The organism is Shewanella aestuarii (assembly GCF_011765625.1).
Classification (GTDB): domain Bacteria; phylum Pseudomonadota; class Gammaproteobacteria; order Enterobacterales; family Shewanellaceae; genus Shewanella; species Shewanella aestuarii_A.
Genome location: NZ_CP050313.1, coordinates 2739920 through 2764306, shown reverse-complemented (window position 1 = coordinate 2764306; position 24387 = coordinate 2739920). Strand labels below are relative to the sequence as shown.

The following is a 24387-nucleotide window of genomic DNA, read 5'->3' as shown; positions in this document are numbered from 1 at the left end:
AATGATTAAAGAGAGAAGATGCATGAGTAATCGTAAAGGTATTATTTTAGCGGGCGGGACTGGTTCTCGCTTATACCCCCTCACTAAAGTGGTAAGCAAACAATTAATGCCTGTTTATGACAAGCCTATGATCTATTACCCAATTTCAACTTTAATGGTTGCAGGCATCAAAGAGATACTCATTATTGCAACACCAGAAGAATTGCCCCGATTTAAGGAATTGCTCGGGATGGACATGATTGGGGGATCTCTTTTGAATATGTTGTTCAACATAGTCCGGATGGTTTAGCTCAAGCGTTCTTATTAGCTGAAGACTTTTTAGCAGGAGAAGGGGCAGCTTTAGTGCTCGGCGATAATTTATTTTATGGTCACGATCTTACTTTATCCTTAAAAAATGCCTCAAGTCGTAAAATTGGAGCAACCGTATTTGGTTACCATGTATCTAACCCAAAGTCCTATGGTGTGGTCGAGTTTGATGGTTCTGGTAAAGCCATTTCTATTGAAGAAAAGCCAAAAGCACCAAAGTCAAATTATGCTGTTCCAGGGTTATACTTTTTCGATAATCGTGTAGTTGAATTTGCAAAAAATGTTAAGCCATCAGCTCGGGGAGAACTAGAGATTACTGATGTTATTGAGCAATATCTTGTAAGAGAAGAGCTTAGTGTTGAAATCATGGGCAGGGGAACGGCATGGTTAGATACAGGTACTTTAGATGATTTACTTGATGCGGCGAATTTTATTCGAGCAATTGAAAAACGCCAAGGTTTAAAAATTAATTGCCCAGAGGAAATCGCATTTCGGATGGGATATATTAATGAATTACAATTACGAGATTTAGCTTTACCGCTTAAAAAATCAGGTTATGGGCAGTATTTGCTCGATATATTAGACCAAAAAGTATTTTAATTTTGTTATCATCTTTTAGGCTAGCAAAATGGCATTAGACTATTCTTAATATCCACTTATGAAGATTTTAAACAAATGAAGTTCATCGATACCGTAATACCTGACGTAAAAATAATTGAACCACAAGTATTTGGTGACCAACGTGGTTTTTTTATGGAAACATTTCGAACTAAATTGTTCAACGAACATTGTGGTGAAAGGGATTTTGTGCAAGAAAACCATAGTAAGTCATCTCATGGGATCCTTCGAGGTTTACATTATCAAACTGAAAATACGCAAGGGAAGTTAGTTCGAGTTATTAATGGTGAAGTTTTTGATGTTGCCGTTGATATGCGAAAAACCTCCCCCACATTTGGTCACTGGGTGGGTGTGTTATTATCTGCCGATAACAAACGTCAACTGTGGGTACCAGAGGGGTTTGCTCATGGATTTTATGTGATCTCAGCCGCAGCTGAATTTGTTTATAAATGCACCGATATCTATAACCCCAGTGCTGAAGTGTCCTTGAAGTGGAATGATCCTACAGTGAACATCCAGTGGCCATTAGTGAATGATATTACGCCTTTACTGTCAGCTAAAGATGAAGTGGGTTTACCTTTTGCAGATGCGCCTAAATTTTAAATTCCAGTCACTAATTAAAAAAATGAATAAAACTTTATGAAAATATTAATTACTGGAAAAGGTGGTCAACTAGCATCTGAGCTACAGGATACATTACCATCTAGCTATCAAGCCGTTTTTTTAGATTCTAACGAATTAGATATCACACTTTTTGACCAAGTAGCTTTAATGGTTGAAACTCATAAACCTGTAATAATTATTAACGCTGCTGCTTATACAGCTGTAGATAAAGCAGAAACTGAGCAAAAAGCTGCCTATGCAGTGAATGACATAGGAACAAAAAATCTGGCCCAAGTAGCGTCTGATAAGGGCATTGGTCTTATTCATGTGTCCACAGATTTTGTGTTCAATGGCAACCATTTCAAACCTTACACGCCGGAAGATGTCCCTTCACCTATTAGTGTTTATGGTGACTCGAAGTTAAAAGGTGAACAGAAGTTATTAACCTGCATGCCGACAAACGCCGTAATAGTTAGGACCGCTTGGGTTTATTCAAAGTACGGTAATAACTTTGTGAAAACAATGCTCGGATTAATGAATGATCGCGATGAACTTGGTATTGTTTATGACCAAGTTGGTACGCCTACCTGGGCTAGAGGCCTTGCATTAATGATTTGGGGGATTATTGACGAGTATTTCGCTAATAGTTCAGGTACGACTAAAGCAAGCCAAATTGTGCATTGGACAGATGCTGGTGTGACTTCATGGTATGATTTCGCTGTAGCTATTCACGAATATGCACATAAGCATGGACTATTAAATAAAAATGTCGTGATTAAACCGATAGAAGCGAAATCTTATCCTACACCAGCAAGTCGTCCTTGTTATAGTGTGTTAAATAAAAGCTCTGCTGAAAGCTTGTGCAAGATAGAGTCAAAGCACTGGCAGCAGCAACTTGAGTTAATGATAAAGTCACTAGCAAAGATATCGTAAATAAGAGTTCACTTGGAGCTTACCTCGATTTGCTAACAATACAGTAAACAGATTTATAGGAAATTTGAATGAACAAGCGGAACATCCTCGTGACCGGCGGTGCTGGTTTTATTGGAGCAAACTTCGTACATTATTGGTTGAAAACACATTGCAATGACAATGTTGTTGTTTTAGATGCATTAACCTATGCTGGTAATCGTGCAAGCTTGGCTCTAGTTGAAAATAACCCTAACTTTACATTTGTGCATGGTGATATTTGCGATACCCCTTTGGTGGAAAAACTTCTTAAAGATTATAGTATTGATACATTAGTGCATTTTGCTGCTGAGTCACATGTTGACCGTTCAATTACCAGCCCAGATGCTTTTATCGAAACAAATATAATCGGTACTTACAGCTTATTAAAAGCTGCTAAAAAAGTTTGGATTGACGAGCCAAAAGCAAAAGGTGAAGCGCCACTAAAGCATCGTTTCCATCATGTTTCAACCGACGAGGTTTATGGTACTTTAGGTCCTAGTGATCCTGCTTTTACCGAAGTTACCGCATATGCACCCAACTCACCTTATTCAGCCTCTAAAGCGGCCTCAGATCATTTAGTCAGAGCTTATCACCATACCTACGGTTTAGAAGTGACAACCTCAAATTGTTCAAATAACTATGGACCATTTCATTTTCCTGAAAAGTTAATTCCTTTAATCATTACTAATATCCTAGAAGATAAGCCATTACCAATTTATGGTGATGGTAAGCAGATTCGTGATTGGTTATATGTTGAAGATCATGCAAGAGGTATCGAGTTAATACTTAACAAAGGTAAAGTTGGAGAAAATTACAATATAGGTGGTCATAACGAATGGGCAAATATAGATATCGTTAAAGTTGTCTGTAATTTGATGGATGAAGCATTTAAAAGCGATGTCAAGTTGGCTAAACACTTTACAAGTGCAAAATCTGCTATCCTTGCTAATTCTGAAGAGTTGATTACCTATGTGAACGATAGGGCTGGTCATGATAGACGTTATGCCATTGATGCTACTAAAACTCAAGTGGAATTAGGTTATAAACCTGTTGAGTCTTTTGAAACTGGAATACGAAAAACGGTTTATTGGTTTTTAAATAATGAGAAATGGTGGGCAGAATTAAAATAATACTCTCCATATGAATGTTTATTTAATAAAGTAAGGTTTATTACCAGTGATGAATGAAATTAAAGTTTGTGTTCTCGGGGCAACAGGATTTGTTGGTTCAGCCATAACCACTGAACTAGACAAACGAAACATAGATTGGATTGGTGTGTCAAGAAGTGTTAACAAAGACACTAGGATCAAAACTTTATCATTACATGAGACAGAAAAATTTACAGCAATAATTAATGAGTATCCGCACGTAATAAATGCGATGGGTTCGTTTAAACCTGCTGACTTTGAGTCAAATACTAAAACTGTTTTTCAAACATTTTGGGATAATTTGCAACTGTTAAATTTAATTTTAATCAAAGCAAAAACAGAGAGTTTGTTACATATTTCTTCAGGTGGCACAGTGTATGGCGATTATAATGGCAGACCTTCTTTAGAAAGCGACTGGCTCAAGCCGAAATCTTGGTATGGCAAAGCAAAAGTTATCGAAGAATCCATTTTAGAAAAGGCTTCAATCCAAGGAAACTTTAACTATATTTGTGCACGAGTTGCTAATCCATACGGTAATCTAAAATTCACTCATCATGGGTTCATTGATGTTCTAATCAGTACTATTCGAAATGGAGGTAAATTCCATACGTTTAATAATGATACATATTCAAGGGATTTTATCCATTGCAGTGATATGGCTTATATAATTATTGAGCTACTGAAGCACTCTTTAAGTTCAGAAGCAGGAAACAGCGTATTTAATGTTGCAAGTGGAAAAAGCGTTACACTTAAAGGAATAATGCAATACGTTAAATCAATATCCCCTACTTTTGAAGGACATTTTGATCGTCTTCCTACAGATTATGATGTCATCACTAATGAATTAGATATAAACGCAATTAAATCTATTGGCATTAAAGTTGATGATTTTTTTGATGTTAAACAGTATCTTGCCGCAAAAATAAATAATGGAAAGGAATCTTAAATGTTAAAGGTCTGGCTTAATCCGAAGTTACGAAAAGAGTTAAGAGAGATAAAAAAACTAGGTATTGATTGGACTGATTTTTATAAGTTTAACAACATAGATTCAAAGTTAGAGCCTGAAGTTTATTTTGTACTAAATGTCAGGAAATTACCTTTAGTTATTAATGGTGTATTTGATGTTTCTTTCTATTTGAATCAATATAAAGATGTAAGAAATAGCAAAGTAAACCCGCTCTTACACTATTTTAAGTGTGGGATTGATGAAAATAGACTGCCATTTAGTGTGCCCACTCAAATGGATGAAAAAGCCGAAATGTCTTTAGTAGAAGAATTATCTGATGGTGCTGAGGTAATAAATGATGAAATTGACTATGACTTCTGCTTGTTAAAAGATTCAGGAATTAACTTTGAAGACTATATTAAAAATAATGGTTTAACTTCTAGAGATGAAGCTATTGCACATTACGTTAGGTATTGGAGAAAATATAAACCTGTGATTGAAGGTGTCTTTGATACTGGTTTTTATTTATCTGAAAACCTTGATGTACGTAAGAGTAATAAAAACCCACTTGTGCATTATATTCTTCATGGTAAAAAGGAAGGGCGTACAGGGCTAAGAATAAAAAAAATATCCAAAGATATAGGTAATAATTTAACTAAAGCTCATGATAAAAACGCGGAATTTTCAGAACTTTTAAAAAAGGAGGAAATTGATTGGTCTTTGTACAATATTGAAAATCACCTTGCTAATACGAATGATGAACCAATTGCACATTATCTTAAAAATGAGAATATAATGCCTTTAAAAATTCCAGGTTTTTTTGATTCGTCTCTCTACTTAGAGTTATATCCCGACATTAAAAAAGCAAAAATTAGTCCTTTACGTCATTATGTTATGCATGGTAAGGCCGAAGGAAGAATGGCCTACTTCAAGGCAGATAAATATTTTAAAAAAGGTAAAGTCGAGTTCGACAAAGCAAAGCCCACTTACATTATAGCCAATCATGAATCTTCGTCGACGGGAGCACCTTTAGTTGGCTTTAATTTAGGGTGTGAAATACTCAGCGAATGTAACCTAATAAACTTCATTTTGAACAAAAAACAACTACATGAAGCTTTTGAAAAAAACTGTGTTGCGAGCATGTCTGGTTTTGGATTTGTCGGTGCAACATTGGTTAAAAAAGCGATAGAGCATATTAGTAATCATTTTGGAGTAATTGATGGCATTGTTTGTAACTCTGTTGAAACAGTTAATGTATTGGAAGCTGCTAACGACATGGGGATACCATCCGTTGCTTTAGTCCATGAATTTGCCGAGTATAGTAAGCCTGTAGGTAAAATAAGTAATACTGTACTATTTGCTGATAGAGTTGTAGTTCCTGCACAGGTGCTTAAAGAATCAATGCTAAAAGAATTTAGCTCTCGAGTTGTAAAAGCTACACCAAACAATATACTTATCCAGCCACAAGGTGCTTTACCATTTATTCCAGAAGGACATGGTAATATAGATTCTGTTGAACAACTAAAAAATATTATTAACTTGAATGGTGATGAACATCTATTAATCGGTGCGGGTTATGTACAAGTAAGAAAAGGTGTTGATTTATTTATATCTGCAGCAAAAAGAATTAAAGAACTAACCAGTAAACCTTGTAAATTTGTTTGGGTAGGTGAAGGCTATAATCCGGATACTGATTTGAATTACTCTAATTGGATTCAGACTCAAATATCGTTGCAAGGTCTTGAAGATGATATAGTATTTTTAGGTCATCAAAGGAATTTGGATAACATACTTAAACTCACTGATGTGTTTTGTATGACTTCAAGGCTGGATCCTTTTCCTAATGTGGTGATTGATGCGTTAAAAGCGGATGTTCATATTGCTTGCTTTGATAAAAGTACTGGGTGCGCGGAGTTTTTAAAACATAATAACGCCAATGCTACAATAAGCCCTTATCTTGATATTGAAGCATTTTCTCAAGATGTATCTAAATATTTAAATAATATTAACTGTTTAAAAGGGCGTAATGTTACAATTTCTAAAGAAAAATTATGTTTTTATGATTATAAAGAATTTATTTTAAACCAATTGCAGGAAGCTAAAAAATTTCAGTCTAAAGTTGTGGAACAAATAGAAAAGCTTAAGGCCACTGGTGCTTTTCAACCAAAATTCTACAATCCTTATGTAAAAGTTGAAAGAGCTATTAATGAATATGTAACACGAGCATGTAAGGGGATACATCAATATAATCCTGCACCAGGTTTTAATGAAAATACTTGGGTTAATGAATCAAATGAACTTCAATCTGCACCATTATTAGAAGCCTTTAAGCGAGGTGATACAATCACACATATGGTCGTTAATTTAGACAAAGGTGATGTTGCCTCTGTGGTAGATTTTGTATATGCAGTGCATATTCATCTTTACTATACTGATTTAGTAGATGAGTTTGCCAAGTACTTAAGTAATTTACCGGGGCATTTTGATGTTTTTATTACACACATAAATAAGTGTGATGAAGCGAGTATTAAATTAGCTTTAAAAAATTGTGGTTGTAGGAAGCTCTCTTTATTTCAAGTGCCTAATCTAGGTCGTGATATTGCACCGTTTATCAAGTTGTTAAAAGAAAATATCTTATCAAGTCATTATAAGGTTGTTGGACACTTTCATTCCAAAAAGTCATCCGCAGTGAATGGTGATATGGGAGAACGATGGCGAATGTTCCTTTTAAATACGCTTATTGGTAAAAAGGAACATGCTCTAAAAACTTTAAGTCAATTTAATAATGAAAATGTTGGTTTAGTATTTGCTGAAGACCGGCATTGTGTTGATAATGGAGCCAATACGAATTTTATCGAAGATTTGCTAATAGCGCTTAATGTTAGCGAGTCACCATATTGCTTTAATTATCCATTAGGTACGATGTTTTGGGCTAAAACTGATTCGTTAGAACCTTTAACAAGGCTTGAAGAACGATTTTATAAGATTCCTGAACCAGTACCCTATGATGGCAGTTATCTACATGCAATTGAAAGAGTATTACCTAAGATTCTGAGTGTTAATAATACTAAATTTGTCACTGTTTTTACTGAAGCTGCTAATTGGTAGTTAATCTTTTTTTTAATTTAGGAAGTAAAATGAAAAAGTGTATATTGCATATCGGGATGCACAAGACTGGGTCATCTTCAATCCAAAAATGCCTCTTTGAAGGACGTAATGATTTAGGCGAAGGTATTGTTTACGCTGACCTCGGGACAAGTAATCATTCTGGGGCTTTCAGTTATGCATTTAAATCTGATATTCATACTCATCCGTACTATACTAAGCGTGGCCACAGTGACGTAGATTTTAAGAATTATAGGGCTATAAATTTAGAGCGAATCGAATCAGAGCTTAGTCGTGAATATTCTGTGATTATTTTTTCTGCGGAAGATTTATCCGGTTTAGAAAGTAATGATTTAATTAAAGTAAAAGAACTAATCAATAAGTATGTAAAACATGTTGAAGTCATAGCATATGTTAGAGAACCAATTTCTTTTGCTGAATCAGCTTTTCAACAGAAGTTGAAAACAGATTATATTTCACCTAGTACTTTATCATTATTTCCCAAGTATCGTAGCAGATTTGAAAAATTTGAAGAGATCTTTGGTAATGTCGTGTATGTTGATTATACGAGTTTAATTGCCGATGGTAAGAGTGTTGTGGAGGATTTTTGCAATCGATATAATTTACCATATACAGAGTCAAAATCTGTTAATAAATCTTTGAGTAGTGTTGCTGTTAAATTTCTCCATTCTTATCAGGCTGCTAGGAAAGATATAAAAATTAACAATGCCTATACTCTAAAATTAGAAAGAATATTATCTAATTTAAAGGGTAATAAATTTAAATTAAGTAAAAATATTGTAAATGTTGGTATCGAAGCTATTCAAGAAGATATATGTTGGATGTCTCAACGCCTGCCTCAACTTAAAAGTGTTCAATTAAGTTATAATGATTCGTGTTGCCTTAAGTTTACGGTTGATGATATCATTTCTATGAATAAACTCGCAGATTATGATGAACTTAATGCTTTAGTCAATGAAGAGTGTGGGTTTAGTCTTGCACACTTAATGGAAATAAATAAAGTGAATAATAAGAGAAAAATTGTAATACATTGTGGTTCACCAAAAACTGGAAGTAGTTTTATACAACACAATTTGAATGGTAAATCTAGTCTTCTTACAAGATATGGTATTGTTTTCCCAGGAATCGAAAATAACAGATATGTTTCAAAATCAAATGTCGATATAAATGGTCAATTACTAATGAGAGTTTTTCGACAGGCAACAAAGCCATATTCTGAATTGAATTTTGAAGTTGAATCTATTTTTAACAACTTACTTGAATTAAAGTGTGATACGGTTTTAATTTCTGATGAATCGCTTGGTGTTTTACATCATTCTGTTTGGAATATGTTTCAGCAAATTAGTGTGAAATTAAATTTTCAATTAGTTGTTTTTGGTTACTTTAGAAGACCTAAAACATATTATCCTTCTCACTGGGCGCAAGTTGTACGAAAGCATGGTGAATTTCGAACTTTAGAGGTTTTTGCAAGTCAAGAGGACTTACCTGTTTGGCGGAATTTAATTTATATGGCTTCTGCCGTAGAAAGTAATTATATATTTTCATACGAAGCGGAAATGAAAGTAAATTTACTTGTTTCAGTTGCTAAGGTACTTAATATTCCTTCACAAGTACTTGTTGATCAAGTTTCGCAAAATCAGACTGTCAACTCTTCACTATCGTTAAAAGCATTAAATAGCCTTAGGATTATAAATGAAGTGTATGGTGCGGTTGTTGGTAATAAGGTAAACGATATTTTGACAAGCGAAAAGCCTTGTAAAGAGTTTTCAAAGCCAAGTTTATCTAAATTAGAAACTGATTTAGTAAAAATAAGGCATGCTAGTGAGTTGGTTCAATGTGAGAAATTATATATTGATTCACAAAGAGGTTTAAAAGTTTTAGGTTAAATATTAATATTTTTAAGTTGTAAAGTTAGAATGTACATATACAAGGTTTTATTGTTAAAATCGCCTAAAAGTTTTGACTGATGAGTTGTAGATTAATCCCGTTTACATAGAAAATTTTTAATTTGTGTAAAATGAGGTTTGTTATTTGGTTTTCGCACCCAAACAAGCAATATTCAGAATGGTTTAGATTTGTTTATTTTATTAGGGTTAGATATTGGTAACTATATTTAATTTTAAATTGGAATGGTAATTTAATTTTATTCAGGTTTGTTAATGTTTTTTAAAAAATATAAGTTAGCACAAAAGTCATTGTTTATACATATTCCCAAAACAGCTGGGACTAGCTTTAGAAGTGCCATATCAATGCATGGCGTATACTCAGATTACGGTATCAACTCTAAAAGTACTAATTTTGAGATTAAGCGATTAATATATGAACATAATGATTTTTACCAATATAAATGTAATTTCTTAAATTCTAGGCAGCAATGGCTTTGTGGACATGTGCCATTGGTAAAATACATTGACTTTGTATCGGTTAGGAATATATTTACCTTTCTAAGGAATCCCGTATCACATTTACTTTCCCACTATAACCACTTTGTTAATCATAAGGGGTATGAGGGGGACTTAGATTCTTTTATTTTAAGTCGAAATGACGTAAATATACAAACAATATACTTAAACTATTTGCCATTGCCTTTAATCGGTTGTGTTGGTATTACCGAATATTATGCCGATTCGATTGATTTGATAAATAAGTGCAATAATCTTAAATTAAGCGTAGACCGTGAAAACGTAAATGTTTCAAAAAAATTGACTGAAAGTAATATTTCTTCCGAGGATATAGTTAAGTATACACAACTATTAAATCGAGATATTGAGTATTATCAACAAGCCTTGTCTTTGTTTCTACAAAGGAAAGAGTATTTTAAAAATGGTAAGGAATGGGTTTATGCTTATGCTGTAGTAAATAATCACTCCATAACTGGATGTGCATATTTCAATCGTTCTGACGAATATGTCGTACTTGATTTAATCAGGAATGGTAAATCTATTGCGAAACTAAATGCTAATAGTTATTTTTCGAGTTTTCCTAAAGCCGTCTTTCCTCGGTCACGTTACATTGGTTTTACTTACCCTCTAGAAAATTCATCGTCAGAGGATATATTTGATATAATTGTTGTATCTACAGGGCAAAAGATAAATTTGGAACCACTAAAGCTTTTGAGTCACAACTAGAGAGTATATTAGATGCCTATCTATGTTAACAAGGAGGGGGAAGAAGTTTTATTCATTCATATCCCCAAAAATGCTGGAACATCGATTGAGACTGTTTTAAGAGAAAATTGCCAGTTTGAGTTCCTTTATTCACCTAATGCAGGAGGTTTACCATGTACTCCTCAGCACTTTCATCGCCCTTACTTATCTTCTATTATCAATTTTAAGCAAATAAGAAACTTTGCTGTTGTTAGACATCCACTTTCTAGATTAGTGAGTGAATATCGCTGGCGCATTAATAAAAATATTCTACCCACAAATATTATAAGTTTTGATCAATTTATTATTCATTCTTTGAAGACCTTTCTTGTAAATCCTTTTTATCTCGACAATCATTTAAGGCCTCAATGTGATTTTTTATTAGATAATACTAAGATATTCAAGCTTGAGGATGATATTTCAAAAATTGAGAATTATTTAAGCGATTTTTTGAATACTCCTGTCAATCTATGTCATGCTAATGTATCTTCCGGGCAAGATGGGTACTCTTTGTCTAAATATGCACTGCGTCTAATAAAGCGAATTTATCAATTAGATTTTGAAAGGTTTGATTATTCATGTACTGATCTGAAACGATTTGGCCTTAACTTAGTCGTTGATAGTAATGAGCGTCTTTTTTCTATATTTGAAATGCCTAAGGAATCTTTAAGTTATAAAGCACCAAAAGAAAATGTGATTTGGTTTTTCTGGCATACTAATATTTCTGAAGCCCCACAATTAATAAAAGAATGTTATAAAAGTTGGGTAGAGAAAAACCCTGATTACAATGTTCAGTTACTGGATTTAAGTAATCTTGAACTAATTACTGGTTTCAAAATGTGCTATTTTGATGTTGTATCTGTTGAATGCAATTGGTCTATTAAGACAGAAATTATTCGCTTGTTTTTACTTTACCATTTCGGTGGAGTTTGGGCTGATGCTAGTACTTTGTGTATTCAGCCATTGATAACATGGTTACCAGACTCTCAAAAAAGTTCACTTTTTTATTTTGAGCAACCATCAAGTGTAATTGATAAAACTGTAATTACTTGGTTTTTATCCGCTAGTAAAGGTTGCAAGTATATTGAATTTGTTTTGCAAGCTGCAGATGATTTTTTCACTAAAGAACGGATGCAGTCATTAAAAATTGACTTTAAAGTGCCTTTAGCCTGTCAGACTGATGATTATGTTATCAGTAAGCATAAAACAGGTATAAATTATTTGACTCACAAAGAGATTGAAAACGAAATTCCCATTTTCTGGCTGTCATATTTATTTAATGATGCCTTTCTAAACCTTGATGGACGTTACAATAATTCGAATGTTAATATTACTAATTATGCTGGGCCAAATCGGGAAATATCATTCTTTAAAGGCTGTTATATATCAAAACAAACCTTGCAGTATGATTTAAGTAAATACTACGATCGCTTTCTTTTTTTGCAAAATTCTTTTCAAGATGAGATTAAGAATGTCGGTGATAAATGCTTACCAAGTGATGATATAAATTTTTTACGTGATACGGCCCTTCAATTAGAAAACTATGATTTAAATATTGCTTATCAATTAATGTCATTTACACAAAAATTTCGCCCTAATGGAAAATTTATCTCAAATAAAGTATCAGAATATCAAGAACAACTCCAATCACACCAATCTCTTGTAAAAAGTTATATATCAACGGCCATAGAAAATGATGATACAGATTCATTTTTTTTCAATTCTGATGACTCTCGATCACGTATTCAAGCTAAAGGTCATAGAGGATATGTCGGTGCGCCAACGAGTGAACTTTGGTATAGTATTGGTAAGCTTCAATATTATTTCCTAATATCTGAGGGTTTAAAGCCATCTGACGTATTCCTCGATATAGCATGTGGTTCACTAAGACTTGGACAATATATAATACCTTTTTTAGATACTAGTAATTATTATGGGATTGAAGCAGAACCAGAATTAGTTCAATTGGGGTTGGAGCGAGAGTTGGGCCTTAAAATGATGGATTTAAAGAAGCCGAACTTTAGTTTTAATATTAAATTTGATTTTGACATTTTGAATGCATTTGATATTGCAATGGCACAATCTCTTTTTACTCATCTGACGATTGAAGATATTCAGTTGTGTTTCAAAAAAATTAGAATGAAATCTAAAGTTACCAGTCGTTTTTATTTTACCTTTTTTGAAGGAGACTCAGCTCTTAATAAGGCAGAATTTTCTCACGCCCACCACAATTTTTCATATTCACAAAGCGAATTAAACAGTTTAGCAATAAAGGAAAGGTGTCAATTTCATTACATTGGAGGATGGAACCATCCTAGAGGCCAAATGATGGCATATTTGACTTTTGCAAGATAATTGATGTATTGAGCCAGTTATAATTTAACTGGCTTAATCTTGAACATATTTATTTTTGGGATTCAAGTGCTGCAATACGCTTTTCTAATTCGGATATTTTCTTATCTTTTTCATCCGATGCAAGTTTTAGGGCTTTAATGGATGCTAATGCAACCCCACTTATATCAGAAATAGAAATTGTTCCTTTTTCATCACCATTTAACCCAAAAGCTTCATGAAAATCTTCCGCCATTGGACCAATATGCAAAACTGTATCCGAGTCTTGTATATAGTTCCATTTGGTAATAGCTAAGTTTGCCACTTTTGTTAAAATTTCTGTTGCTGATATCAACGAAAAGTTTTCTTTAAGGGTCTGTGAGGAGGTGAAGTCAGAGCTAGTTGCTTTTATCTTTCCTTTTATTGTTAAGTCTCCAGAGGCTGTTAACTCAAATGGAGAGTTATATGTAAGATTATTCGTATCATTATAATTCTGTTTCGAAATTCTAAAATTTCCTAATGTATTATTATGCATAAGCCATCTAGAATTATCATTAATATTATCTAGGCCAAGATACGAAGGGCCATCGTTTGCCAAATTCAGCATTAACTCAGGAGAACCAGCAGAATTACTATCAACAATATTTACCACTGGAGTAGTTACACTGGTTGCAGAGGAGGAACTTGTAATTGTTAATTTCCCCTCTGTATTAGTAGCAAATTCTGTAAAAGTTGTAGTATCTTTCGACAATCTAAATTCAGGCCCAGAACTATCACGCACTTCAAGGTTAACAAGTGGGTTTGTTCCTGCACCAATACCAACTTGATCATCTCCATCTATAACTAGTGATTCTGACGATGCTCCAGGAAGTATTCTAAAAGGTAATGTCGAACCATTAGTTGCATCCCTTATGAAAAAGCCTGCTTCATTGCCTGCAACATCCCATGTTTGAGCAGTAAAGCCTGAACTGCCGTTTTGTTCTAAACGCAATGTTGGGCTATCGCCATTAACTACGTGCAGCTCAACCAAAGGGGAAGATGTTCCTACACCAACTCTTCCTCCATCATCAACATATAGTGAATGATTAGGAGCTCCAGCTTCCAAGGTAAAGGGGGTTCTTCCGCCGCTAATGTCATCAATTGAAAATTTATTCAGACCACCGTTACTGCTGTCATTGGCTGTTATTTGCCAATCATTACTAGGAAAACTGCCAGAGTTACTCGTATCATCAAATTTAATTCGCAAGTTGTTTTCTTTAAGTCTTAACGTGTCAAAACCAAATGATTCACCATTGACACAATCTTGCCCGATACAACTGCTGCCATCTATAATTAAGTCATCCAATATCACTTGATCTGCGTATAAGCTCGTTGTTACTGCTAATGGTAGTATCGCCAGTAAGTATTTTGAGTAAAGTTTCATAATTTTTTCCTATGTTCAGTACGTACGACTTACTGCTCGTCTTTGAATTCAGATTCAGTTTCGATTGAATCACTTGTAACAAATTCACTTTCATAAACATTAAAAAAGCCCGAGATAGTTTTTATCTTGCCAGTGTTTCTCGGAACTCCCTCTCGTCCTGTCTTGTTATCATTTATGTATTCAGTTTTGCCATGTTGAATGTATTGTATTTGGTAGGTGTAATTCCCATCTGGTAACTCACCTAAATCATCAATATCGATTTGAGTGTTATCCCCGTACAAGGTTATTGTTTGGTTGAAGTCACCGGGACCTGAGATGAGCATCTCTGCTTGATCAAATTTACTACCAGTCTCAATATCCAAGACGGTCGAGCTGGATACGATACCACTGGCGCAATATGCAGTTAGGGGTAGCAATGCGCTTAATGCACATATTGATGTCACAAAAAAAAGTTTTGGGAAACTTCTCATAGGAAATTCTTCTTTAAAATAGTTATCTGTATTTATTTTAACCTTTTGTTTACACATAGCAACTATCTAAAGTACCTTGTTTAAAGGTCAGATGTCTTTTGAATCTTAGTTTTAAAACAAGTGCACTATTTTAAGTTGTTGTTATAAATAATTTTTGTTTTGTTTTTTCTTTATTGTTTTCGGAGTAGGGAAGCATTTGAGGGCTATTAATTTATTTTTAAGATAACACTTTTGGTGACAAGTGTTATCATTATGTTGGCGCTTCGGTTGTATTTGGGCGGTGTTCGATTATTAAAGGGATTCAATGGTGCTTTTATGCTAACCACATACAATAAAAAATCTTATATATTTTTATCTTTATTTTTCTTAACAACTTGGTTTATGCCGAGCTTTGCTGTGTGGTCTGCGGGGACGGATTTATCCATTAGTGGAGCAGCCAGTAGTACTTCAGTTTCTGTTGGTAACTCTACTTCAATTACTTATACTCTGGCCAATAACTCAGCAGATACCAATGCAATAAACATCGGTTTCCAGAGCCATCTCCCTTCAGATGTTGTTGTTGCAGAACAAATTAATTTTTCTTCGACTTGTGCAGGTGGTAGCTCTAATATTTCTGCTGGCGCATCTTCAATTACTTTCAATGTTGATGATTTAGATTTTGGTACCGATTGCCAAATAGTTTTTGATGTGACAGTGTCTTCTGCGACTAATCCATTGCTAGAGATCACCACCGATAATTTAGTATCGTCTTTGGGCAATGGCAATAATAGCTCATTAACGTTTAATGTCTCCGCAGAGACAGTGTCCTTGAGCCTTAATTTAGCTGATACACTTCTAAAGGTTAATGACTCAACAACACTTACGATTGTGTTGCAAAATAATTCGTCAGCTTTTGCCTATGCATTAAATGGGCAAGTTCACTTACCGACAGGTTTGGTTTTTACTTCAGATATTAGTCAATCTGGGTGTGGTACTTATTTAACTGTTAATAAGCAAAGTGACACTATTTTAAATTTAACCTCTTTGGATTTTAACATTCTCGCTGCTGAGTTTTTGACTGATTTAAATGATATTTGTACCATTACTGTTGGTGTTGATGCCTCAAATATCCCTGGTGCATACGACATTATTAGTACTGATTTCACTTACAAATCATCAGCAACACTTAAATCAATAGGCAAGGCGGGTGAATCGATCACCTTAACAGGAATTGGTTTTGCCGATGCTGTGTTTGAACCTAAAATTGTCCAACCTGGTCAATCAACTAATTTACAGGTGACTTTAACTAATTTTGACAGAGGAAATGATGCTGTTGATGTTAGTTTTACCAATGATTTAGGTGCTACGCTGTCTGGTATGGTTGCCGACGGCTTACCCATAAGTGACATTTGTGGTATAGGCTCCTCGTTAACAGGAACCGATGTTGTCACATTAAATAATGGTTTCATAGCAGCTGGTGAAAAGTGTACTTTTACAATTCCAGTATCAGTACCCACTAATGCGAGTAATGGAAGTTATGTAAATACTATCTCTAATACTTCATCTTCATTAAATGCAAACTATGGTGATTTTTCTAACAGTTTACGCATCACTAATGCCGCAACGTTAACTATGGAAGTTGTTGAAAGTGGATTGTCTGCCTCTGAAGCTCTTACATTACGATATACATTAACTAATATTGATACTATTAATGAAGCAACATCAGTTGGTTTCGATACGTTAATAGGTTCACAAACGCTTGCTACTATTTCTACTTTGCCTGCTGCTAATTATTGTAATGGTACAGGTTCAGCAACATCGTCAGTTGCTAATGAGCTTTGGTCAGTTAATTTTTCAAGTATTACATTGGCTGCAGGTGCTAGCTGTAGTTTTGATGTGGGGTTAACGTTAAATAATAGTGTGGTGCCAAATCGTTACTCGTTTAGTTCAGGCTCAATTAGTAGTGTGATAAATGGGGTGAATGTTATTGGCGTGTCTACTTCCGCCATAGCCTACTTTGATGTAGATGCTGCGCCTACTTTGAACTTTTATTTTGATGAGCAGGTGCTTTTGCCTGGGCAAGATACCCATATTACTTTTGAGCTTTCGCACCACATTAATTCAAGTACTTCTGCTACAGATATTGCTTTTACACTCGACCTAAATGCTGGATTATCAGGGCTTGTTGCAACGGGAGCTGAGCTGAATGATATTTGTGGTACAGGTTCATTAGTTAGCGGTACTTCTGAGTTAGTCTTTACTGGAGGGAGCTTAACTGCAGGAGAGTCATGTAGTTTTGATGTGCCTGTTAAATTACCTGATAATACTGTTGGAAGTAATATTGTTTTCAGCAGTTCAGCCATTTCTGCAATTGTAAATTCCGATACCGTTTCAAATATTGCTAATACCGCTTCAATTGATATTAGTGGCCTTCGTTTTAGTAAACGTTTCAATACTGACTCGATCAGACTTAGTGGTACTGATAAGACTGTTGAACTTACATACTTAATTACTAATCAAGCGGGGGCTGGTGAAGCAACAGCTGCAGCATTCAGTGATAATTTTTCAAGTGACTTTATCACTGGTGCTCAAGTTATAAGTGCCGGATTAGCTGATTTTTGTGGTGTTGGAAGCCTGGCTATAGGTACAACTTCTCTAACTGTATCTAATGTTACGATTGCTGATGGTGGAGAGTGCTCTTTCACTGTTACTGTTAAGATACCGGGTAGTTCTTCTGTTGGAAGTTATACCAGCTTATCCTCTAATTTGGCCGCAACTGTTAATGGTAATTTTCAAGTAATTGCACCAGCCAGCGATACCATTTCAATTGATCAATTAACAGTTAGTACTCAAGTGGATGTTTCTAGTCCTACTTCTGAAACTTTAATTAATATGGCTATTTATTTTTCATCGCCAGTGGTTGATTTTAATGCTGATGATATAAGTGTCACAAATGCCACAAAAGGTGCATTTACGGGTGCAGGTACTGATTTTACTCTTGAGATTATTCCTACGGCTCCGGGAACTGTAACATTGGGTTTAGCTAATGGTGTCGCAATAGATGCAGCTGACAATACAATAACTAATTTAGCTGCTGCTGATATCGTTTTTGATTACACAGCCACACCTCAAACCCCCATCCCGAGTTTAGTCATTGGTGAACCGTCAATAGTCAAAGCAGGGACGGGTTTAACGAAAAATGAAGTTACTTTCACAATAGCATACAGTGATGTTAACGAAGTAAACTTATTAGTTTCAGATATTATACTCAATGACAGCGGGACAGGTGCTTCTGCTGATATCAGCGTTATTGGTGGTCATACGAGTACGCCAGTTGTTAAATTAAACAATCTTAGTGGTAATGGAACGCTCGCTATTTCGGTTGCAGAGGGAACTGCGCGTTATGCGACTAACAATGCCCCTGCTGCCGGCCCTAGTAGTTCGTTTATTGTTGATACCGTAAAACCGATTCCGACTTTAACCGCAGCGACAAATCAACTAGATGATTTTAGAGTTAATATCACATTTACAGAGAGTGTAAGTGGATTTGATATTACTGATATTGATGTGACAAATGCAACACTGTCAGATTTTCAAATGGTTAATGCTAGCAGTTATAGTGTTTTGGTAAGTGCTACAGATGAAACCTCATTAAGTTTGGAGATTCCAGCTGATGTCGCATTGGATCATGTAGACAATGGCAATACAGCTTCTAATGTTTTGAACATAACTTATGATGAAATTAAACCAACAGCAATTATTAGTGGCCCCACAGGAAGCGTAGACATTGGATTTACTGCTACGATTGACTTTTCAGAATTAATCGAAAATTTTGTTGAGAGTGATATTCAAGCTACTAATGCAACACTTTCTAGTTTTAATAAAGTAAATGACACTAAATATACTGTTATTGTTAATCCTATTAGTCAAGGTAATGTAGGTTTAGTTATCAATGCTGATGTTGCAAACGATCCTGTAGGCAATGGCAATGTTGTTTCTAATAGTTATTCTGTTATTTATGACATTAATGATTTACCTACTATTTCAGGAACGCCAGCAACCACTGTTAACGAAGATTCTCCTTATAATTTCTCACCATCTTATTTTGATGCGGATAGCGGTGATAGCTTAACCTTCAGTATTAGTAATAAACCGACGTGGGCGACCTTTAATAGCAGCAATGGTCAATTAAGCGGCACACCAACCAATGCTGATGTGGGAACAACCTCAGGGATTGTGATTTCAGTTAACGATGGCACGGAAACCGTGAGTTTATCGGCCTTTGATATTACGGTCACCAATACCAATGATGCGCCAGTGATATCAGGTTCTCCGGCGACCAGCGTGAATGAAGATGCAGTCTACAGTTTCACCCCAAGCGTCAGTGATGATGATACTGGTGATACCTTAACCTTCAGTATTAGCAATAAACCGACGTGGGCGAGCTTTAATAGCAGCAATGGTCAATTAAGCGGCACACCAACCAATGCTGATGTGGGAACAACCTCAGGGATTGTGATTTCAGTTAACGATGGCACGGAAACCGTGAGTTTATCGGCCTTTGATATTACGGTCACCAATACCAATGATGCGCCAGTGATATCAGGTTCTCCGGCGACCAGCGTGAATGAAGATGCCGTCTACAGTTTCACCCCAAGCGTCAGTGATGATGATACTGGTGATACCTTAACCTTCAGTATTAGCAATAAACCGACGTGGGCGAGCTTTAATAGCAGCAATGGTCAATTAAGCGGCACACCAACCAATGCTGATGTGGGAACAACCTCAGGAATTGTGATTTCAGTTAACGATGGCACGGAAACCGTGAGTTTATCGGCCTTTGATATTACGGTCACCAATACCAATGATGCGCCAGTGATATCAGGTTCTCCGGCGACCAGCGTGAATGAAGATGCCGTCTACAGTTTCACCCCAAGCGTCAGTGATGATGATACTGGTGATACCTTAACCTTCAGTATTAGCAATAAACCGACGTGGGCGAGCTTTAATAGCAGCAATGGTCAATTAAGCGGCACACCAACCAATGCTGATGTGGGAACAACCTCAGGAATTGTGATTTCAGTTAACGATGGCACGGAAACCGTGAGTTTATCGGCCTTTGATATTACGGTCACCAATACCAATGATGCGCCAGTGATATCAGGTTCTCCGGCGACCAGCGTGAATGAAGATGCCGTCTACAGTTTCACCCCAAGCGTCAGTGATGATGATACTGGTGATACCTTAACCTTCAGTATTAGTAATAAACCGACGTGGGCGAGCTTTAATAGCAGCAATGGTCAATTAAGCGGCACACCAACCAATGCTGATGTGGGAACAACCTCAGGAATTGTGATTTCAGTTAACGATGGCACGGAAACCGTGAGTTTATCGGCCTTTGATATTACGGTCACCAATACCAATGATGCGCCAGTGATATCAGGTTCTCCGGCGACCAGCGTGAATGAAGATGCCGTCTACAGTTTCACCCCAAGCGTCAGTGATGATGATACTGGTGATACCTTAACCTTCAGTATTAGCAATAAACCGACGTGGGCGAGCTTTAATAGCAGCAATGGTCAATTAAGCGGCACACCAACCAATGCTGATGTGGGAACAACCTCAGGAATTGTGATTTCAGTTAACGATGGCACGGAAACCGTGAGTTTATCGGCCTTTGATATTACGGTCACCAATACCAATGATGCGCCAGTGATATCAGGTTCTCCGGCGACCAGCGTGAATGAAGATGCCGTCTACAGTTTCACCCCAAGCGTCAGTGATGATGATACTGGTGATACCTTAACCTTCAGTATTAGCAATAAACCGACGTGGGCGAGCTTTAATAGCAGCAATGGTCAATTAAGCGGCACACCAACCAATGCTGATGTGGGAACAACCTCAGGAATTGTGATTTCAGTTAACGATGGCACGGAAACCGTGAGTTTATCGGCCTTTGATATTACGGTCACCAATACCAATGATGCGCCAGTGATATCAGGTTCTCCGGCGACCAGCGTGAATGAAGATGCCGTCTACAGTTTCACCCCAAGCGTCAGTGATGATGATACTGGTGATACCTTAACCTTCAGTATTAGCAATAAACCGACGTGGGCGACCTTTAATAGCAGCAATGGTCAATTAAGCGGCACACCAACCAATGCTGATGTGGGAACAACCTCAGGGATTGTGATTTCAGTTAACGATGGCACGGAAACCGTGAGTTTATCGGCCTTTGATATTACGGTCACCAATACCAATGATGCGCCAGTAATTAGTTCAACTGCCATCACGGCTGCGATACAGGATGTGCTCTACAGCTACACCCTAGTGGCAACGGATGCGGATGCAGATGATGTCTTAACCTTGAGTGCGGTTACCAAACCAAGTTGGTTAAGCTTTGATGTAGGCAGTGGTGTATTAAGTGGTACACCAACCAATGCGGATGTGGGCAGTCATGCGGTGACGCTAAAAGTGACCGATAAAGCAGGATTGAACGCAGAGCAAAGCTTTACTATCACGGTGTCTAACTCCAATGATGCGCCAGTAATTAGTTCAACTGCCATCACGGCTGCGACACAGGATGTACTCTACAGCTATACCCTAGTGGCAACGGATGTGGACGCCGATGATATTTTAACCTTGAGTGCGGTTACCAAACCAAGTTGGTTAAGCTTTGATGTAGGCAGTGGTGTATTAAGTGGTACACCAACCAGTGCGGATGTGGGCAGTCATCCGGTGACGCTAAAAGTGACCGATAAAGCAGGCTTGAGCGCAGAGCAAAGCTTTACTATCACAGTCAGCAATGTAAATGATGCTCCTGACATTACAGGTACTCCTGCAACTACAGTGAATCAGGATGAGACATATAGCTTTACTCCAACAGTATTGGATGCTGACGAAGAAGATGTCTTGACATTTATCGTAGCGAACAAACCAACTTGGGCATTATTTAATACCACCAATGGTACGTTAAGTGGTACTCCTAGTAATGATGATGTAGGTATTTCCAAAGGCGTGATGATATCGGTTTCTGATGGTACTATTCAGGTAGATTTACCTGCATTTGATATTGAAGTTATTAATGTCAATGATGCGCCTGTCTTTGAATCCCTCCCGGTTTTAGAAGCAAATGTCTTTGTACCTTATCAATACAATGTTGTTGCTTCTGATGTCGATATTGACTCTGAGCTGATGATATCGATCGTTACAGCGCCAGATTGGCTGTCACTTAATAGTGCTAACCAGTTAGTGGGTATCCCTCCATTAGAGGCAAGCGGTATCAATGTGCTTGTTGAGTTAAGTGTCACTGACGGTATCGTAGATACTCCCGTGTTACAAAGCTTTAATATTGATGTGCAGCAACCTACTGAAACAGAGTTGGATGTGAGTATTTACTTTTCTCCAGCTCCTGCAATAGCTGAACAGACTGTAAATTTAGTTGTTGATGTTTTAAATAATGGTTACACAGCTGCAAAAGCTGTGAAATACAACATCACCTTTGACGACGCTCTTGTCTTAACAACTTTACCAACTGAGTGTGCAACAAGCAGTGAAACCACAATTGATTGTGCTTTCACTGAAGATCTCACTATTGAAGGTAAGTTCACTCGTATTTTTGAGTTTACCGTTGCTAATGTCGATACAGGCTTCAGCTCTGCTCATATTATTGCCAGAGCTGAGAATATTAATGATGAAGTGATCAATGAAAGTGCCAGTATCTTATTAGCTAGCACCTTGTCGGTGTTACCTGGTGAAGTATTAACCAGTGTTCCTGCCGAATTGGGATATGCGGTCGATATGAATAATGACATGCTTATTGATTTACTTGTTTATTTGCCTAATGAAATGTCGATTCAAGTGATGCTTAACAATGGATTCGGTCAATTACAACCTGCTGGTAAAATTGAACTTGAACAAATGGTGACGGCACTGACGGCAACAGATTTAAATCAAGATGGATTTGTGGATCTTGTTACTACTGGTGGCAGCTCCAGTGGAAATCGTGCATATATACTTGATGGTGATTATTCTCCTGTTAGCACTGAGTCATTAGATGATGTGCAAGCTGATCTCATTCTAATCGCTGACTTAGATTCAGATGGCAATCCAGAGGTGGCTTTAGCAGGTATTTATCAGCCTAAAATCGCTATTTATACAGGTATTGGCTCTGAACAAACTAGTGTCTCACTATTATCAATCCCTTCAGCGTTGCTTCCATTAGTCGATAATAAAGGAGCTAGTCATGTGACTGCTGTGATGAATGCCCCTGCTGGTGAGGATGCTGGAGTAACATCTCTCTCATCGATTACTGTTGATGGTATGACTTCATTGCTGGTTGGTTTGGATAATCAAGCTCCAGTGCTGTTTACCCTTGATAATGAAGTTTGGTTAGTAACTAGCGTTCCAGCTCTATCAAAGAGGACACAACAGGTCATCACTGGTGATGTTAACAATGATGGTTATATGGATGCGTTTATACGCCAAGATGACGGTTGGCATTTAGTGCTTAATGCATTCAATACTAATTTTATTAAAACCAGTATTGTATTCCCTCAAGTTGAAGACGTTATTATTACTGATTTAGAGTCTGACGGAATTGTTGAGTTGTTATTAGTGATGCCTCAAGGTGTAAGTATATGGCATTATTACAGCGTTGATGATGTCCGCCCAAATCAGTCTGCGATTCGTGCGAATATATTAGAATCGGTAATGGTTTTTGATGTTAATAATGATGGCTTATTAGATATTGTCACTTTTGATAGTCAAGACGGTATTTCAGTTTGGTTTGTAAGTGCAGGTGGGGCCATCGGGCCTCAAGATGTGGATTTATCATTGAAGGGTAACGTGCCAAGTTCCGTTCAATATAATCAACCTGCTTCAATGACTTGGTCTATTGTGAACCGCAGCCGATCTACTACAACTGAAGTTGTGTTTTCTGTCAGTTTTGATTCCAAATTGTCAATAACAGATACTCCTAATAATTGTATCGTTTCTGATCAAAGTATTACCTGTAATTTTGAGTCTTTAGCTGCGGAAGAAACAATCGAACTGGTGTTTTCTTTTATACCTGAGAATGCTGGCGTTACCGTATTATCCGGCTCTTTGACAAGTTATGAGTTCGATGTTGATATGACGAATAATCAAAGCGATGTAAGCTTTACCGTCATTGAGCCAGAAAAACCGAAAAAGAAAAGTAGCGGTGGTAGTCTTCCGTTATCGATTGTTTTACTGTTAATACTCTGTACATTCATTAGACTAAAAAGTTTGCGAAAACCTTATTAAGATTGTTAGTGAATGATATAAAAAGATGCTAGATTAAAAAACTAGCATCTTTTTT

Annotated in this window: 11 protein-coding genes and 1 pseudogene; 10 read left to right on the top strand and 2 right to left on the bottom strand. The window is 36.5% G+C overall.

What is annotated here, in order from left to right; translation table 11 throughout:
- Nucleotides 1–22 precede the first annotated feature (22 nt).
- The 9 genes and pseudogenes from rfbA (at nucleotide 23) to HBH39_RS12055 (ending at nucleotide 13199) form a co-directional block, all read left to right on the top strand.
- Nucleotides 23–906 (top strand): annotated as a pseudogene (gene rfbA, locus HBH39_RS12095) (glucose-1-phosphate thymidylyltransferase RfbA).
- Between the two features lie 75 nt (nucleotides 907–981).
- Nucleotides 982–1527 (top strand): dTDP-4-dehydrorhamnose 3,5-epimerase, encoded by a 546-nt coding sequence (rfbC, locus tag HBH39_RS12090; protein WP_167678613.1) that lies wholly within the window; start codon nucleotides 982–984, stop codon nucleotides 1525–1527.
- Nucleotides 1528–1563: 36 nt separating this feature from the next.
- The gene (rfbD, locus tag HBH39_RS12085) at nucleotides 1564–2460 is read left to right on the top strand and encodes a dTDP-4-dehydrorhamnose reductase (RefSeq protein WP_167678611.1); all 897 of its coding nucleotides are present in this window, start codon (nucleotides 1564–1566) and stop codon (nucleotides 2458–2460) included.
- A gap of 68 nt (nucleotides 2461–2528) precedes the next feature.
- Complete coding sequence (gene rfbB / locus HBH39_RS12080) at nucleotides 2529–3608, top strand: dTDP-glucose 4,6-dehydratase (protein ID WP_167678609.1); 1080 nt, start codon at nucleotides 2529–2531, stop codon at nucleotides 3606–3608.
- Between the two features lie 49 nt (nucleotides 3609–3657).
- Nucleotides 3658–4572, top strand: coding sequence for an NAD-dependent epimerase/dehydratase family protein (locus HBH39_RS12075; RefSeq protein ID WP_167678606.1), 915 nt, complete (start codon nucleotides 3658–3660; stop codon nucleotides 4570–4572).
- Entirely contained in the window at nucleotides 4573–7680 is a 3108-nt protein-coding gene (locus HBH39_RS12070) for a rhamnan synthesis F family protein (RefSeq protein ID WP_167678604.1), read from the top strand.
- 29 nt (nucleotides 7681–7709) lie between these two features.
- Nucleotides 7710–9584 carry a hypothetical protein gene (locus HBH39_RS12065; RefSeq protein WP_167678602.1) on the top strand — a complete coding sequence of 625 codons (1875 nt, stop codon included), beginning with the start codon at nucleotides 7710–7712 and terminating at the stop codon, nucleotides 9582–9584.
- A gap of 273 nt (nucleotides 9585–9857) precedes the next feature.
- On the top strand, nucleotides 9858–10826 hold the full coding sequence (locus HBH39_RS12060) for a sulfotransferase family 2 domain-containing protein (protein WP_167678600.1): 969 nt from the start codon (nucleotides 9858–9860) through the stop codon (nucleotides 10824–10826).
- A 12-nt stretch (nucleotides 10827–10838) separates the two neighbouring features.
- Complete coding sequence (locus HBH39_RS12055) at nucleotides 10839–13199, top strand: capsular polysaccharide synthesis protein (RefSeq protein WP_167678598.1); 2361 nt, start codon at nucleotides 10839–10841, stop codon at nucleotides 13197–13199.
- 49 nt (nucleotides 13200–13248) lie between these two features.
- Here the strand turns inward: HBH39_RS12055 and HBH39_RS12050 are convergent, their stop codons facing one another.
- The gene (locus HBH39_RS12050; protein ID WP_167678596.1) at nucleotides 13249–14598 is read right to left on the bottom strand and encodes a tail fiber domain-containing protein; all 1350 of its coding nucleotides are present in this window, start codon (nucleotides 14596–14598) and stop codon (nucleotides 13249–13251) included.
- 29 nt (nucleotides 14599–14627) lie between these two features.
- Complete coding sequence (locus HBH39_RS12045) at nucleotides 14628–15125, bottom strand: hypothetical protein (RefSeq protein ID WP_167678594.1); 498 nt, start codon at nucleotides 15123–15125, stop codon at nucleotides 14628–14630.
- 258 nt (nucleotides 15126–15383) lie between these two features.
- Here HBH39_RS12045 and HBH39_RS12040 point away from each other — a divergent pair, with 258 nt between their 5' ends.
- Nucleotides 15384–24332 (top strand): putative Ig domain-containing protein, encoded by an 8949-nt coding sequence (locus HBH39_RS12040; protein WP_167678592.1) that lies wholly within the window; start codon nucleotides 15384–15386, stop codon nucleotides 24330–24332.
- Nucleotides 24333–24387: the final 55 nt, after the last annotated feature.

Excerpts from the sequence above, each read along its gene's own strand:
- rfbB (WP_167678609.1), top strand. The coding sequence starts at position 2,529 with ATGAACAAGCGGAACATCCTCGTGACCGGCGGTGCTGGTTTTATTGGA.
- HBH39_RS12045 (WP_167678594.1), bottom strand. The coding sequence starts at position 15,125 with ATGTGTAAACAAAAGGTTAAAATAAATACAGATAACTATTTTAAAGAA.
- HBH39_RS12065 (WP_167678602.1), top strand. The coding sequence starts at position 7,710 with ATGAAAAAGTGTATATTGCATATCGGGATGCACAAGACTGGGTCATCT.
- rfbD (WP_167678611.1), top strand. The coding sequence starts at position 1,564 with ATGAAAATATTAATTACTGGAAAAGGTGGTCAACTAGCATCTGAGCTA.
- HBH39_RS12070 (WP_167678604.1), top strand. The coding sequence starts at position 4,573 with ATGTTAAAGGTCTGGCTTAATCCGAAGTTACGAAAAGAGTTAAGAGAG.
- HBH39_RS12060 (WP_167678600.1), top strand. The coding sequence starts at position 9,858 with ATGTTTTTTAAAAAATATAAGTTAGCACAAAAGTCATTGTTTATACAT.
- rfbC (WP_167678613.1), top strand. The coding sequence starts at position 982 with ATGAAGTTCATCGATACCGTAATACCTGACGTAAAAATAATTGAACCA.
- HBH39_RS12050 (WP_167678596.1), bottom strand. The coding sequence starts at position 14,598 with ATGAAACTTTACTCAAAATACTTACTGGCGATACTACCATTAGCAGTA.
- HBH39_RS12075 (WP_167678606.1), top strand. The coding sequence starts at position 3,658 with ATGAATGAAATTAAAGTTTGTGTTCTCGGGGCAACAGGATTTGTTGGT.
- HBH39_RS12040 (WP_167678592.1), top strand. The coding sequence starts at position 15,384 with ATGCTAACCACATACAATAAAAAATCTTATATATTTTTATCTTTATTT.
- HBH39_RS12055 (WP_167678598.1), top strand. The coding sequence starts at position 10,839 with ATGCCTATCTATGTTAACAAGGAGGGGGAAGAAGTTTTATTCATTCAT.